Origin of the sequence: Corynebacterium falsenii (assembly GCF_020099275.1) — a bacterium.
Taxonomy (GTDB): domain Bacteria; phylum Actinomycetota; class Actinomycetes; order Mycobacteriales; family Mycobacteriaceae; genus Corynebacterium; species Corynebacterium falsenii.
Genome location: NZ_CP083646.1, coordinates 1,111,417 through 1,124,157, shown reverse-complemented (window position 1 = coordinate 1,124,157; position 12,741 = coordinate 1,111,417). Strand labels below are relative to the sequence as shown.

Here is a 12,741-nt window from a genome sequence, read left to right as displayed (position 1 = left end):
TCCTATTCGGTCGTTCCAGCCAGCGCCTTCTTCTGCTCAGCGATGAGCTGATGCAGACCCGATTCCGCGAGATCGAGCAGCTGGTTAAGCTCCTCGCGGGAGAACTCAGCGTGCTCCCCGGTGCCCTGGATCTCCACGAAACGTCCGGATTCGGTCATGACCACGTTCATGTCTACGTCTGCGCGGGAGTCCTCCTCATAGGGAAGATCCAGGCAGGGCACGCCGTCGATGATGCCCACGGACACGGCGGCCACGGGCGGCAGCAGCGGCTGGCCGGGAACCACGCCACGCTCCTGAAGCACGGCGAGGGCATCTGCGAGGGCCACGTAAGCGCCGGTGATCGCGGCGGTGCGGGTGCCACCATCGGCCTGCAGCACGTCGCAGTCGATGGCGATGGTGTTCTCGCCCAATTCGCGCAGGTCCACTGCGGCGCGCAGGGCGCGGCCGACGAGGCGGGAAATCTCGTGCGTGCGGCCCTTGACCTTGCCCTTCATGGATTCGCGGGGCATACGCTCGTGAGTGCTGGAGGGCAGCATGGCGTACTCGGCCGTGAGCCAGCCTTCGCCGGAATCGCGCTTGAACCGCGGCACGCCCTCTTCCACGGAGGCGGTGCACATCACGCGGGTGTTGCCGAACTCGACGAGCACGCTGCCCGCAGGGTTGGAGGTGAACCCGCGGGTGATGCGCACGGGGCGCAGTTCGTCGGTGGCACGGCCATCGGCTCGGGTGAAGTTCCCGCTGACGTTTCGGTCGGTATCAGTCACAGAAGTCATGCCCGCCAGCATAGCGCGGCACGGCCTCCCCCTCGGCTAGAGCACCTACGGCCGGGGCTCTTGCGGGTAGCTCTCCTAGAGCTGCACGCGCATGCCCTGGCGGGCAAGTTCGATATCGCCGTCAAAGTGCTTTGCGGCTCCGCGCACTGCGCCTTCTCCGTCGCCCCACGGCGGGATGTGCGTGAGAATGAGCTTGCGCACCCCGGCGCGGGCGGCTGCCTTGCCGGCATCCTCGCCGCTGATGTGCATGCCGCTGGGCTTGCTGTCACCGTTTTCTCCCCAGGTGGCCTCGCAGAGCAACACGTCCGCCCCGTGGGCAATGTCAGCCAAGTTATCGGTCCACGCGGTATCGCCCGTGTACACAACGCTATGGCCCTGCTTGTCTTCCACGCGGATCATGTACGACTCGGTGGGGTGAATGGCTTCGGCCGCGTAGAGAGTGAACTCGCCGATGGTGGCGTGGGGATACCTGGTGGCGTCGAAAATGCCGGAACCGGCAGTGAAGACGCTGATATTAAAGGTGTCGCTGAAATCGTCCGGGGCATCCGGAGCGTCGGCGCCGGCGCGCGACAAGTGCTCAAAGGCGATGCTCGGCCCGATGAACTCGTGCGAGGCAGAAGCCGGGGCGGCGGGGTGGAATCGGCGCCAGACCAGCAGGGATGGGAAATCCAGGCAGTGATCCGCGTGGATGTGGGTGAGGGCCACGTGGCAGGCGGCCGGGTCGATATCGGGCTCGCGCTGCATGGCGGCGAGCACGCCCGGCCCCATGTCCAGCAGAAGATCATCACCGGCCTGACCCTTGATGAGGTAACCAGACGCAGGTGCTTGAGGTCCCTCGACGCTGCCCGAGCAGCCCAGCACTACCAGTTCCATAGCAGGTCATTTTGCCATGAATCGGACACGCTAGTGCGATATGGCAGTTGTTTTGGCCCACTTTCCGGTGACTGCGCGGTAGCAGCCCGGCCTGTTGAGTGGTGCTAGCAGCGTGGTGTTAGCGCAGAAACTCGGGGATCTGAGACACCGAGGTAATCGCCGGGCCGAGGAAACGCCCAGCCAGGTTGGCGAAACGCTGCGGATCACCGGTGGACTCAAACGACCACGTCACCTCGCGATCCGGGTCCTGGTCGGCGAGCTGATCGCTTTCGGCAAGCTTGCGGTAGACCATCTTGGCGGTCTCCTCGGCGCTGTTGATGAGCGTGACGTTATCGCCCATGACCAGCTGCACCACGCCCGTGAGCAGTGGATAGTGGGTGCAGCCGAGCACGAGGGTGTCCACATCCGCGTCCTTGAGCGGCTGCAGGTAGTTCTCCGCCAGGCCCATGAGCTGCCGGCCGCTGGTGATGCCGCGCTCCACGAACGGCACGAACTGCGGGCAGGCCTGGGCGAAAGACTCTACGTTGGGGCTGGCGGCAAAGAGGTCCTGGTAGGCCTGGCTGTTCACCGTGGCCGAGGTGCCGATCACGCCGATCTTGCCATTGCGCGTGGCTGCGACCGCGCGGCGCACGGCTGGCAGAATCACCTCGACGACGGGCACGGGGTAGCGCTCGCGAGCATCGCGCACAAAGGCAGACGACGCCGAATTGCACGCCACCACGATCATCTTGCACCCGCGATCAACCAACTCGTCGGCCACGGCGATGGAGAGCTCGCGCACCCGTGCCAAGGGCTTATCGCCGTAGGGAGCGTTGGCGGTATCGCCGATGTAGACCACGTTCTCATGTGGCAGCTGATCCACGATGGCTCGGGCCACGGTCAGGCCGCCCACGCCCGAGTCGAAGACCCCAATGGGAGCGTTATTGCCTGCTGGCTCATCGATCACGTGCTCATTCCTCGCTTCATCACTTCATCACTTCATAGCTTCATCATTTTTCTGCGGGCATTCCAGCTAGATTCCCGCTGCGTTCCAACTACATTCCCGCGCCGAGGTGCTACCCCGCTGGCCCCACCGAGCCCGCCGCGGGCTTCGACCCCGACCGGCCCAGCAGCCACGCGGCCACCACACCGCCGATCGCGCCGAACATGTGCCCCTGCCAACTTACTCCGGGCGTGCCGGGCAACACTCCCCACAGCACACCGCCGTAGGCCAGCAGCAGCACAACACCCACGAGGAGCTGCACAAACCGCTTGGTAAACAGCCCCCGAGTCATGAGAAACGTCAGCCACCCGAAGATCAACCCAGACGCCCCGATATGAACCGAATACGGCTGGCCCGTCAGCCACGTGCCCACCCCAGCGATGAGCACAATGACGATCGACGACAACCACACCACCCGCCGGCCACTCAGCGCCACCATGAACAGCAACACCGCAGCCAGGGTGCTGTTCGCAATGAGGTGCGACCAGCTGCCGTGAATGAAAGGTGCGGTGACGATGCCAATGAGCCCGTCGACCTCGCGCGGTCTGATTCCGAAGGCCGTCAGCCGATAACCACTGAGCGCGTTGATCGCCTGCACGATCCACAGGATCGCCAGGAACGTCACGGTGGTGGCGAGCGCCTGGCCAAACCGACCGCGCTCACCGCTCCGCGAACGCTGCGCGCCCCGCGAACCCCCCGAACCTCGACCAGAAAACATGGTGGATTGTCGCGCCGCGTTCATCTACGACTCCCACGCCACGTCGCGCCAACTCGGCGTATCAAACGCCGTCTCGGCCGCGAGCACCGCGTGCACGATCGCCCGCTCTACCGCGTTCGCGGCCACAGCGGAAATCATGCTCATCGCCACGGGATCCACTGTCTGAGCAGCCTTATCGGCATCCTCTGCTGCCTTCTCCCCCACGCTCATGCCAAAGATCGTGTCACCATCCATCGGCATGTGCGCCGGCCTGATCGCCCGCGCGAGCCCATCGTGACTACTCATCGCCATGCGCTTGGCCTGCGCCTTTGTCAGCGGCGCGTCGGTCGCCACCACGCCAATTGTGGTGTTCAGCGCCTCGGTCGTGATCTTCGTGCCCAACAGGTTCATGCTTCGCATTTTTTCGACGCCACCAGCCGGCACCTCCCCACGCCTATCCACTCCGTAGCGCGAGAACTCGTTGCCCAATTCGGCGGCTACGCCCCAGGGCAGTCCCGTAGCGGGGTCGAAGATAGCGCCCTGCGGGTTGACCACCATCGCGGCGGCCACGGTCACCCCAGCCAGCGGCGTGCCCTCGGGGAACACCGCGCTGGCCTGGCCGAATCCGCCCTTGAGCGCACCCGCCGCCGCGCCCAGCCCGGCGCCGAGGTTTCCGCTGACATGCGGGTCGCCGGTTGGTTCGCTATCCAGCTCAGTATCCAACGCGGTATCCAACGCAGCGAGGGCAGCACGAGTCGCCTCCCGGCCCGTGCTCGCGGTCGGGCGCGAGTCCCACTTCCCTAACAGCAGGTCAAAGATGACAGCCGCGGGGACAATGGGAACGATCTTGTCCGGGTGTTCCGCCCCGAGGACGGGGAAACCGATCCCGCGATGCTCTAATTCGGCCATGGCGCCTGTAGCGGCGTCGAGACCAAAGGCGGAACCACCGCACAGGGCGATCGCGTGGATGGCCTCCACGGTGTTCGGCGGAGACAACAAGTCCGTCTCGCGGGTGCCGGGACCGCCGCCGCGAACATCAACGCTGGCCGTGGCGCCCGATGGGGTGGCGATGACGGTGACTCCCGAATCGCCCTGGCCGTCGTCGCAGATGGCGTGACCCACGCCGATACCCGCGATGTCCATGATGGAATTGTGGGGGCCGGGGGTGCAGCCGAAGAGGTCAATGCTCATGGTGAGGTGCGCCCTGCTCTCGTCTACTCGTCGATATCCAACGCGCCCATGAGGGCGGTGAGGAGGCCGTCCTGGAAATATCCGAGCCAATCCAGGTAGTTCTTCGCGGCCATCACTTGGTTGGAGTCCGCGCTAATGTCGTTCTTGAACTGCTCGTACTGCGCGGAGTGATAATTGCGGATGTCCGTGACGGCATTGACCCACGGCTGCACTTCCTCCGCCGTGAGCGAGAGATTGACCGAGCCGTTGGGGCCGAGGGCATCGAGGAGATGACGAAGATTCACCAGCTTCAGTTTGATGATGTCCGTCTCGTTGAGCTGACGTGTCAGGGAGGCATCGCCCTCGACATCCTCCTTGCCCTCCGCGAAGAAGCTGGGCAGAAGACGCGCTAGCCCGGGATCGGTGGGGGCGTCGGCGTGGCCGCTGGGCATGCCGGTCATCTCGGCGAGCTCGTCCTTGGGGGCGGTGCGGGCGCGCTCCATGAGCTTGTCGGAGACCGTGGCGGCGGAATCGCCGAGCATTTCGCGCTCCAAAGGGTCCAGCGTGGTGATGTAGCGCGTTCCACGCAGCACGCTCTTCTTCTTCGTCCACGGTTGCATCCGGTGTGTTCTCCTCTGGTGGTCTTTCTGGTGTGGTGTGTGGGCTGTGGGGATTGGTGTGGGCTGTGGTGAGGGCGGTTCCTGGCCTATTCCGCGACCTATGCCACGGCCTATCTCATGGCCAATCTCACGGCCTTAACCCTCGGCGCGCTCCATCGTGGCCCACAGGCCCGCGGTGTGCAGCTTCTTCACGTCACCCTCAACCTTGTCCCGCTCGCCGGAGCTCACCACGGCCTTGCCCTCGGTGTGGACCTGCATCATCAGCTCGATGGCTCGCTTGCGCGAATAACCGAGCACTGTCTGGAAGACGTAGGTGACATAACTCATGAGGTTCACCGGGTCATCCCAGCAGATGCACATCCAGGGCAGGTTCGCTTCCGTTTGCGTCTCCGGGAGTTTTTCCTCCACGGGAGTCGCGGTAGGTGCTGCAGGTGAAGTCATGTGTTCTAGGATACCGAGTTCAGCGACATCGGGCGGGAGCGTGGGGTATCCCACCATCGCGCACCTTTGCGGACCATTGCGGACCATTGCGGACCGTTGCGCGCCAATGTCACCCTCACGGACCCCACCTTCGGTGGAGGAGCCCAGCCTCCGGTTCGGCGCCCTGTCCCAGCAGTGTTCTAGACTGGGCGAGGTGACTACCGAAAACACCTCGCAAAATACCTCCAGCAAGTCCTCGGCCCACATTCACCACGGTCCCGAGCCCCGTTCCTCCGCACTGCTCACCGATATGTATGAGCTCACGATGCTGGAGGCCGCCATCAAGGACGGCACGGTTGATCGCCCCGTGGCCTTCGAGGTGTTTACCCGCCGCCTGCCCAACGAGCGCCGCTACGGCGTGGTGGCCGGCACCGCCCGCGTACTGCGCGCCGTCCGCGATTTCGTGTTCACCGACGAGCAGGTAGATAAGCTCGACTTCCTCAACGACGCCACCAAGGAATACCTCCGCAACTACCGCTTCACCGGCGATATCGACGGCTACCGCGAGGGCGAGCTGTACTTCCCGCACTCCCCGCTGCTCACGGTGCGCGGCACCTTCGGCGAATGCGTGGTGCTCGAGACGGTGATCCTCTCCATTCTTAATGCTGACTCCGCCGTGGCCTCCGCTGCCGCGCGTATGGTCACCGCCGCCGAGGGCCGGCCGATCCTGGAAATGGGTTCGCGCCGCACCCACGAATATGCCGCCGTGTCCGCTGCCCGCGCGGCCTACCTAGCTGGCTTCACCGCCACCTCAAACCTAGAAGCCGCGCAGCGCTACGGCATCCCCAGCTCCGGCACATCCGCCCACGCATGGACTTTGCTGCACACGGACCCAGATGGCACCCCGAACGAACTCGCCGCATTCAAGGCACAGGTGGAGGCGCTGGGCACTGGCACCACCTTGCTGGTCGATACCTACGACATCACCAAGGGCGTCGAGAATGCGATCAAGGCAGGCGGCACCGAGCTCGGGGGCGTGCGCATCGACTCCGGCGACCTCGGCGTGTTGTCCCGCCAGGTCCGCAAGCAGCTCGATGACCTTGGGGCCACGTCCACGAAGATTGTGGTCTCCTCCGACATGGACGAATTCTCCATCGCCGCACTACGCAGCGAGCCGGTGGATGTCTTCGGCGTGGGCACCTCCGTGGTCACGGGCTCCGGTGCACCCACCGCGGGGCTGGTCTACAAGCTGGTCGAGGTCGATGGCGTGCCGGTAGCCAAGCGTTCCCGCGGCAAGGCCAGCCGCGGCGGTGCCAAGGGGGCGGTCCGTTTCACCCGCCCCACGGGCACGGCCGTGGAGGAGGTCACCTACCCGCTGGATGGCAACCCTCCCGCCAGCGATCTGTATGAGACGGTGCAGCTCACCGTCCCGCTGATCCGCAACGGCACGCTCACCGAACAGTGCCCCACCTTGGAGGAATCCCGCGATTACCTGGCCCAGCAGCTCGTCACGCTGCCGTGGGAGGGCCTGGCTCTCACCCGCGACGAGCCCGCGCTGCAAGTCCGCCACACCGCCTAGCCCGCACGTATGGCTTCATCAGTTCTCGATCTGCTCAGCCTGGCCGTCTCCGACCTCGGCGGCGCACCCCGCCCCGGTCAGCAAAAGATGGCCACAGCAGTGGAAAAGGCCCTGGACGAGGAAAAACACCTCGCCGTGCAGGCAGGCACGGGCACGGGTAAGTCCCTGGCGTACCTCATCCCGGCGATCTCGAAGGCCATGGCGGAGGACTTGCCCGTCATCGTGTCCACCGCAACCATCGCGCTGCAGCGCCAGCTCGTGGAGCGTGACCTCCCCCGCCTGGCCAACGCGCTCAAGCCAGAGCTGGATCGCCCGCTCGAGTTCGCCATCCAAAAGGGCCGCAGCAACTACCTCTGCCTCAACAAGGTCAACGGGATGGCCACCGATTCCGGGATGAACCCGGAGGAGGAAGCACTGATGGATGCCTCGCAGGTTTCCGCCACGGGCCGCCAAGTATCCCGGCTGCACACGTGGGCTCAGGAAACGGAGGACGGCGACCGCGATAACCTGCCGCGCGGCGTCTCCGACCAGGCGTGGCGGCAGGTGTCCGTGACCGCCCGCGAATGCTTGGGGGCTACCCGCTGCCCCTTCGGTGAAGATTGCTTCGCAGAACAAGCGCGCGCCCGAGCCGCCCAGGCGGACATTGTGGTCACCAACCACGCGCTGCTGGCCATCGACGCCCTGGTTGAAGCTCCCGTGCTCCCCGAGCACAAGTTCGTGGTGATCGATGAGGCGCACGAGCTCGAAGACCGCATCACCTCCGTGGCCACCGCAGAGCTCTCCCCCACCGCCGTGGCCATCCTGGCCAAGCGCGCTGGGAAGCTCGGTCCCGAAGGAACCGGTGATGATCTGCAGGCCGCCGGCGATGCGTGGCTGGAGGCCCTGCGCGGCGAGCTGGCGGTCACGGATATCACCGGCCGGTGGACCTCCGTGCCCTCTGCCCTCGAGGTTCCCCTGACCACGTTGAAGGATGCCGCCTGGAAGACCAACCGCCAGATCAACGCTATCCCGGCGGGTGAGGTCGCCAACGACCCGGAGAAGGCCGGTGAGCGACAGGCTGTGCTCGTTGCGACCGAGGAGCTGCACGATACGTGCGTGCGCATTCTCGACGCTTCCTCTCCGGAAGCCGCCGACGATAGCGAAGACCTCCTTGGCGAGGACGTGGTGTGGCTGTCCGCCGACCACAATCGCCAGGTGGTCTACGTGGCCCCGCTGAGTGTGGCAGACCTGCTGCGTCAGCGCCTGTTCGGCCGTAACACCGTGGTTCTCACCTCCGCCACGTTGGCTCTTGGTGGTCGTTTTACCTCCATGTTGGCGTCGTGGGGTCTGGGGTCCGACGCCACCACGTTGGACGTTGGCACGCCCTTCGAGGCTCGGACGCATGGCATCCTCTACGTGGCGCGGCATCTTCCCCCACCCGGGAGGGACGGCGCATCGCAGCAGTCCGTCGATGAGCTCTCCCGGCTGATTAACGCCGCCGGCGGGCGCACGCTGGGGCTTTTCAGTTCCCGGCGCGCGGCCGAGGAGATGGCCGATAAGCTCCGCGCCGTCAGCCCCTACAAGATCCTGCTGCAGGGTGAGGACTCGCTGAGTTCTCTGGTGGAGAAGTTCCGCGACGAAGAGTCCACGTGCCTGTTCGGCACCCTGGGCTTGTGGCAGGGTGTGGACGTTCCCGGCCGCTCATTGTCGCTGGTGGTGATGGACCGGATCCCCTTCCCCCGCCCGGATGATCCGCTATTGCAGGCTCGTAAGGAAGCGGTCGACGCCGCCGGCCGCAGCGGCTTCATGGAGGTGGCGGCTAATCATGCCGCGCTGCTCATGGCTCAGGGCGCGGGGCGTTTGCTGCGGTCTGTCGATGACCGCGGCGTGGTGGCCGTGCTGGATCCGCGCTTGAAGACGGCGCGCTATGGGTCCTACATTCGCGCCTCCATGCCGGATTTCTGGGAGACCACGGATGGCGACAAGGTGCGCGGGGCGCTGGGGCGGTTGGTGCAGCAACCGGGCGCCCGTTAATTTTCCATCAAGACATTGCTGATGTGACCTCGGTGAGTTTTCTACTAGACGGGGTCCGCTGAAAACGCGGATCGTTCTGTGAATAGCTCTGTGAAAACTCGTGGAAAGAGGTTTTATCGAATGCGTCCAGCAGTGGTGTCCACCGGCTTAGCCCTCGCAGCGGCCGGAATCGTCCTCATTGCAGTGGCCAGCAGCCCAGATTCGATCCCCGCCGTCGTGGGGTACAGCTTCCTCGCCCAGGCCTTCGCTGTGTTCGCCGTGGGAAGCATACGGGATTCCGAGTACGCCACAATCGAGGAAGGCGGGACGTTGAACCTCTCCGAACGCCGACGGCGCACTCTCAAACTCCAACGCGACCGTGATGGGCTCGCGGTTGTTGTTCGTCGGCTGCGTCGTGACTACCCCCACCTGACTATGCTCGACGCCGCTCGCATCGCCCGTTCGTGGTAGTTGTCTGGGCGGCTACTGCACGGTCCCTGGCCCCACACGACCACATGGCCAATAAATACCAGGTGTCCTCACTTCAGGGCCTCTGCGCCGGTGACGACTCCGCCCGAGATAACGGGCGTTACGATCCATGTCCCCTCACTGGATTGGTCTAAACGGTAAAGCTCACCATCGGCGATCCACAGCGTTTGTTCGCAATCCTCAACGATAAATGGGCACGTCCGATTCACAGGTGCCGAGGCAACGATCGTCATCGTTGTGGGATCCCACAGGTCGAGAACCCATCGGTGAGCCAGATCATCAGCGCTGTCGCTGTCATCGCGATTGACAGTCACCGAGACAAACCAGTCCCCCACGGTCGATGCCCATTGCCCTTGATAAGGAATCCTCTGCTGCAGCTCCATATCCTCGCTAAATAGGCTTACTGCCTCCGTGCTGAACACCGCGATCCGGTCACCGGCAACCGCTGGTTGCGGAGGTCGATCATCTGGACCGGCGCTAGCATCCACAAGTAGGTCCTGTGAGGAGTGAGGCCGCTTCCAGTAGACGCGGTTACGGAGCCAACCTCGCTCGCCGTTCTCGGGGTCCTCTTGCCACTGTTGGCACCCCACGATCACGCCTCCCTTGGGGTGTGCCGACTCTCTGCAATCGCCAGCTCCATCGTTGGCCTCGGGTTCCCCCAAATCATGGGCAGTATAGAGAATCTCTTCAATCTTTCCCGTTTTTCTATCGACCTGCCACGCCAATTCTGCGCGATCGGAATACACACGCAGAGTTTCGCGTTCCACATTGACGCGCGAGAGGCTGGTTAGCCCATTCGCCGCTGCGCAGTTCGCCATGACCTCCTCACTGTCCATGATTGTTCCTTCCGGAACGAATAGCGATGTGTCCGGTTCAATGCCTGCCTCGAAGTCCACAAGCTCGGCGATGATTGATCCGTCCGCGCCACGAATTCCCACGAGAAGCCCGGTTTCTTGGTCAATTATCAGATCCCGCACCTGCTTGATCAGCCACGAACCCGGAATGATGAAGACCGAACTCCCATTGAATTCCGCAGTCTCCACGGCAGCGGTGGGATACCCCGAATCGAGCGCTCTCAGGATCAGATCGAGCGCAATGAATTCCTCGGCAGCCATCGACACGTTCAGACGGTAGGGATCGTCGATGCGAATTGTCACGCCGTTGGGATAATCCTGTGCCCCGTTCACGTAGGTTTCAGCTGCTCGGATAAACCTCCGTCCATCCGATCTGCTGTGCACAGTCATCCAGCCCTGGGAGTTTCTGGCGATCACGTACTCCCCTGGCCCCAAATGGAGGTTGATCATTTCATCAGGTGGGAACATGTGCCAGCGAGCATGCCTGACATCTTCGTCATCGAAGCCGGCTTCGTAGACTTTCAAGGTGGCGCTGTAGGGTGCGCGAAACCCGGCGGCGATGGTATCCCGTACCATCATCCACCGGGTTTGGGGAGTGTGTGGTGAGGAATCCATTCCCTCACTCTAGACCCGTCATACAACCGTGCGTCGTCTTTTAACGCTCCACATTCCTACCTTCCTCTTTGCTTATCTTCCGTTGTGGCGTGCCAAGCGACTTCGTCGAGGGTTCAACGCCAGAGTCGAAATCAGTGCACCGCCGAGGTCAGCTGATCCGCGCGATCCCGAGAAGATTCTTGCGGGTTTTCGTGCGTAGGGGCGTCGGCGTTCCAGGGACCTTCACCCGCATCCCAGGTGGGTTGATCGAGGATCCCGGCGCGCTTGGCCACGACGGTGGCGGCCAACGACTGACCAGTGACGTTCACCGCGGTGCGGCCCATGTCAACGATGGGTTCGATGGCCAGCAACAGGCCCACGCCGGCCAACGGCAGACCCAGGGTGGACAGGGTAAGGGTGAGCATGACCGTAGCGCCCGTAGTGCCGGCAGTGGCGGCCGAACCGATGACGGAGACGAAGATGATCAGCAGGTAATCGACGAAGTCGAGCTGCACACCGTAGAACTGCGCCACGAAGATCGCGGCCACAGCCGGGTAGACGGAGGCGCAACCATCCATCTTTGTGGTCGCCCCGAGCGGCACGGCGAAGGAGGCGTATTCGCTGGGCACGCCCATGCGCTGCTCTGTGACTCGCTGGGTCACGGGCATCACGCCCATGGACGAGCGAGTGACGAAGCCGAGCGAGGTGACCGGCCAGACGCGGCGGTAGAAACCTGCGACGGGCAGTCGGTTAAAGGCCAGGACGGCGGGGTACACCACACCAAGCACGATGGCCAGACCCACGTAAATGGCGAGCACAAACATGCCGAGGGAGCCCAGGGCGTCCCAACCGTAATCCGCGACAGCGTGGCCGATGAGGGCAGCCGTGCCGATCGGTGCCAGGCGAATGATCCACCACAGGACGGTCTGGATGATCTTCAGCAGCGATTCGGTGAACCCCAGGAAGGGCTCGGCGGCGGGGCCGGTCTTGACCGCTGCTATGCCGATGGCCAGGGAGATGACGAGCAGCTGGAGCACGTTGAAGGAAAGCCCCACGCTGTCGCCGGAATCGGAGAGCTTCGCGCCGAGACCCAGGATATTCTCCGGGACGATGCCCTGGATGAAGGCTAGCCAGCTGCCGGTGCTGCCGGGGTCGGCGGCGGCTGTGGCGTCCACGCTGGTGTTCTCGCCGGGGCGGATAATGAGGCCCACTCCGATGCCGACGAGCACGGAGAAGAAGGCGGTGATGGCGAACCAGATCAGCGTGCTGGCGGCGAGGCGGGCGGCGTTGGTGACCTTGCGGAGGTTAGCCACCGAGGTGATCACGGCGGTGATCACCAGCGGCGGGACCATCACCTTGAGCAGCTGTACATACGCCGAGCCCACGCCGTCGAGGAGACCGCTGAGCCACGAGTCCTCGTTGGCCGGTAGGCCGGCATTCTGCCCCTTGGCGATGAAGCCGAGGATGAGGCCGATAATGAGGCCGGCGATGACTTGGGCGCCGAAGCCGGTCATCCACTGTGGGAGGAGGCGGTTGCGCCCTCGGCGGGTCTTTTGTGTGGCGGCCGAAGGTGAGGCCGGTGTTGAGGCCGAAGTTGAGGCCATTGTGGTAGCCCTTTCATTCAGATCGTTCAGACTGGTCTGTCTATTTGATTCGAGCAGCAGTCTACCCGTGCATTGCTACGGCACTGCAACGGGG

General features: G+C 64.0%; 12 protein-coding genes. 3 read left to right on the top strand and 9 right to left on the bottom strand.

Going from position 1 to position 12,741, the window contains the following annotated elements:
- Positions 1-2 precede the first annotated feature (2 nt).
- The 7 genes from rph to clpS form a co-directional block, all read right to left on the bottom strand.
- Positions 3-773 (bottom strand): ribonuclease PH, encoded by a 771-nt coding sequence (gene rph / locus LA343_RS04960; protein ID WP_025402250.1) that lies wholly within the window; start codon positions 771-773, stop codon positions 3-5.
- A 75-nt stretch (positions 774-848) separates the two neighbouring features.
- Positions 849-1,646 carry an MBL fold metallo-hydrolase gene (locus LA343_RS04955; protein ID WP_025402249.1) on the bottom strand — a complete coding sequence of 266 codons (798 nt, stop codon included), beginning with the start codon at positions 1,644-1,646 and terminating at the stop codon, positions 849-851.
- Between the two features lie 118 nt (positions 1,647-1,764).
- A complete protein-coding gene (gene murI, locus LA343_RS04950) occupies positions 1,765-2,592 on the bottom strand; it encodes a glutamate racemase (protein ID WP_039910876.1) in 828 nt (275 codons plus the stop codon).
- Between the two features lie 109 nt (positions 2,593-2,701).
- Positions 2,702-3,370: a rhomboid family intramembrane serine protease gene (locus LA343_RS04945; protein WP_025402248.1), complete on the bottom strand. Its 669-nt coding sequence runs from the start codon at positions 3,368-3,370 to the stop codon at positions 2,702-2,704.
- Positions 3,371-4,516: a P1 family peptidase gene (locus LA343_RS04940; RefSeq protein WP_025402247.1), complete on the bottom strand. Its 1,146-nt coding sequence runs from the start codon at positions 4,514-4,516 to the stop codon at positions 3,371-3,373. It lies immediately after the preceding gene.
- Positions 4,517-4,539: 23 nt separating this feature from the next.
- The gene (locus tag LA343_RS04935) at positions 4,540-5,115 is read right to left on the bottom strand and encodes a DUF2017 domain-containing protein (RefSeq protein WP_025402246.1); all 576 of its coding nucleotides are present in this window, start codon (positions 5,113-5,115) and stop codon (positions 4,540-4,542) included.
- Positions 5,116-5,250: 135 nt separating this feature from the next.
- Complete coding sequence (gene clpS, locus LA343_RS04930) at positions 5,251-5,556, bottom strand: ATP-dependent Clp protease adapter ClpS (RefSeq protein ID WP_025402245.1); 306 nt, start codon at positions 5,554-5,556, stop codon at positions 5,251-5,253.
- A gap of 244 nt (positions 5,557-5,800) precedes the next feature.
- On the opposite strand from clpS, the gene LA343_RS04925 reads away from it, so the two are divergent.
- The 3 genes from LA343_RS04925 (at position 5,801) to LA343_RS04915 (ending at position 9,577) form a co-directional block, all read left to right on the top strand.
- Complete coding sequence (locus LA343_RS04925; protein WP_039911193.1) at positions 5,801-7,114, top strand: nicotinate phosphoribosyltransferase; 1,314 nt, start codon at positions 5,801-5,803, stop codon at positions 7,112-7,114.
- A 9-nt stretch (positions 7,115-7,123) separates the two neighbouring features.
- Positions 7,124-9,127, top strand: a complete 2,004-nt coding sequence (locus LA343_RS04920) for an ATP-dependent DNA helicase (RefSeq protein WP_025402243.1) — start codon at positions 7,124-7,126, stop codon at positions 9,125-9,127.
- 120 nt (positions 9,128-9,247) lie between these two features.
- A complete protein-coding gene (locus LA343_RS04915) occupies positions 9,248-9,577 on the top strand; it encodes a hypothetical protein (RefSeq protein ID WP_025402242.1) in 330 nt (109 codons plus the stop codon).
- Positions 9,578-9,645: 68 nt separating this feature from the next.
- Here the strand turns inward: LA343_RS04915 and LA343_RS04910 are convergent, their stop codons facing one another.
- Both LA343_RS04910 and LA343_RS04905 read right to left on the bottom strand, forming a co-directional pair.
- Entirely contained in the window at positions 9,646-11,064 is a 1,419-nt protein-coding gene (locus LA343_RS04910) for a hypothetical protein (protein ID WP_144084481.1), read from the bottom strand.
- Between the two features lie 131 nt (positions 11,065-11,195).
- A complete protein-coding gene (locus tag LA343_RS04905; protein WP_025402240.1) occupies positions 11,196-12,647 on the bottom strand; it encodes a dicarboxylate/amino acid:cation symporter in 1,452 nt (483 codons plus the stop codon).
- Positions 12,648-12,741: the final 94 nt, after the last annotated feature.

Bases quoted from the DNA above. Each gene is read 5' to 3' on its own strand.
- LA343_RS04955 (WP_025402249.1), bottom strand. From the start codon at position 1,646: ATGGAACTGGTAGTGCTGGGCTGCTCGGGCAGCGTCGAGGGACCTCAA.
- clpS (WP_025402245.1), bottom strand. From the start codon at position 5,556: ATGACTTCACCTGCAGCACCTACCGCGACTCCCGTGGAGGAAAAACTC.
- LA343_RS04945 (WP_025402248.1), bottom strand. From the start codon at position 3,370: ATGAACGCGGCGCGACAATCCACCATGTTTTCTGGTCGAGGTTCGGGG.
- LA343_RS04940 (WP_025402247.1), bottom strand. From the start codon at position 4,516: ATGAGCATTGACCTCTTCGGCTGCACCCCCGGCCCCCACAATTCCATC.
- LA343_RS04915 (WP_025402242.1), top strand. From the start codon at position 9,248: ATGCGTCCAGCAGTGGTGTCCACCGGCTTAGCCCTCGCAGCGGCCGGA.
- LA343_RS04905 (WP_025402240.1), bottom strand. From the start codon at position 12,647: ATGGCCTCAACTTCGGCCTCAACACCGGCCTCACCTTCGGCCGCCACA.
- LA343_RS04920 (WP_025402243.1), top strand. From the start codon at position 7,124: ATGGCTTCATCAGTTCTCGATCTGCTCAGCCTGGCCGTCTCCGACCTC.
- LA343_RS04910 (WP_144084481.1), bottom strand. From the start codon at position 11,064: ATGGATTCCTCACCACACACTCCCCAAACCCGGTGGATGATGGTACGG.
- rph (WP_025402250.1), bottom strand. From the start codon at position 773: ATGACTTCTGTGACTGATACCGACCGAAACGTCAGCGGGAACTTCACC.
- LA343_RS04935 (WP_025402246.1), bottom strand. From the start codon at position 5,115: ATGCAACCGTGGACGAAGAAGAAGAGCGTGCTGCGTGGAACGCGCTAC.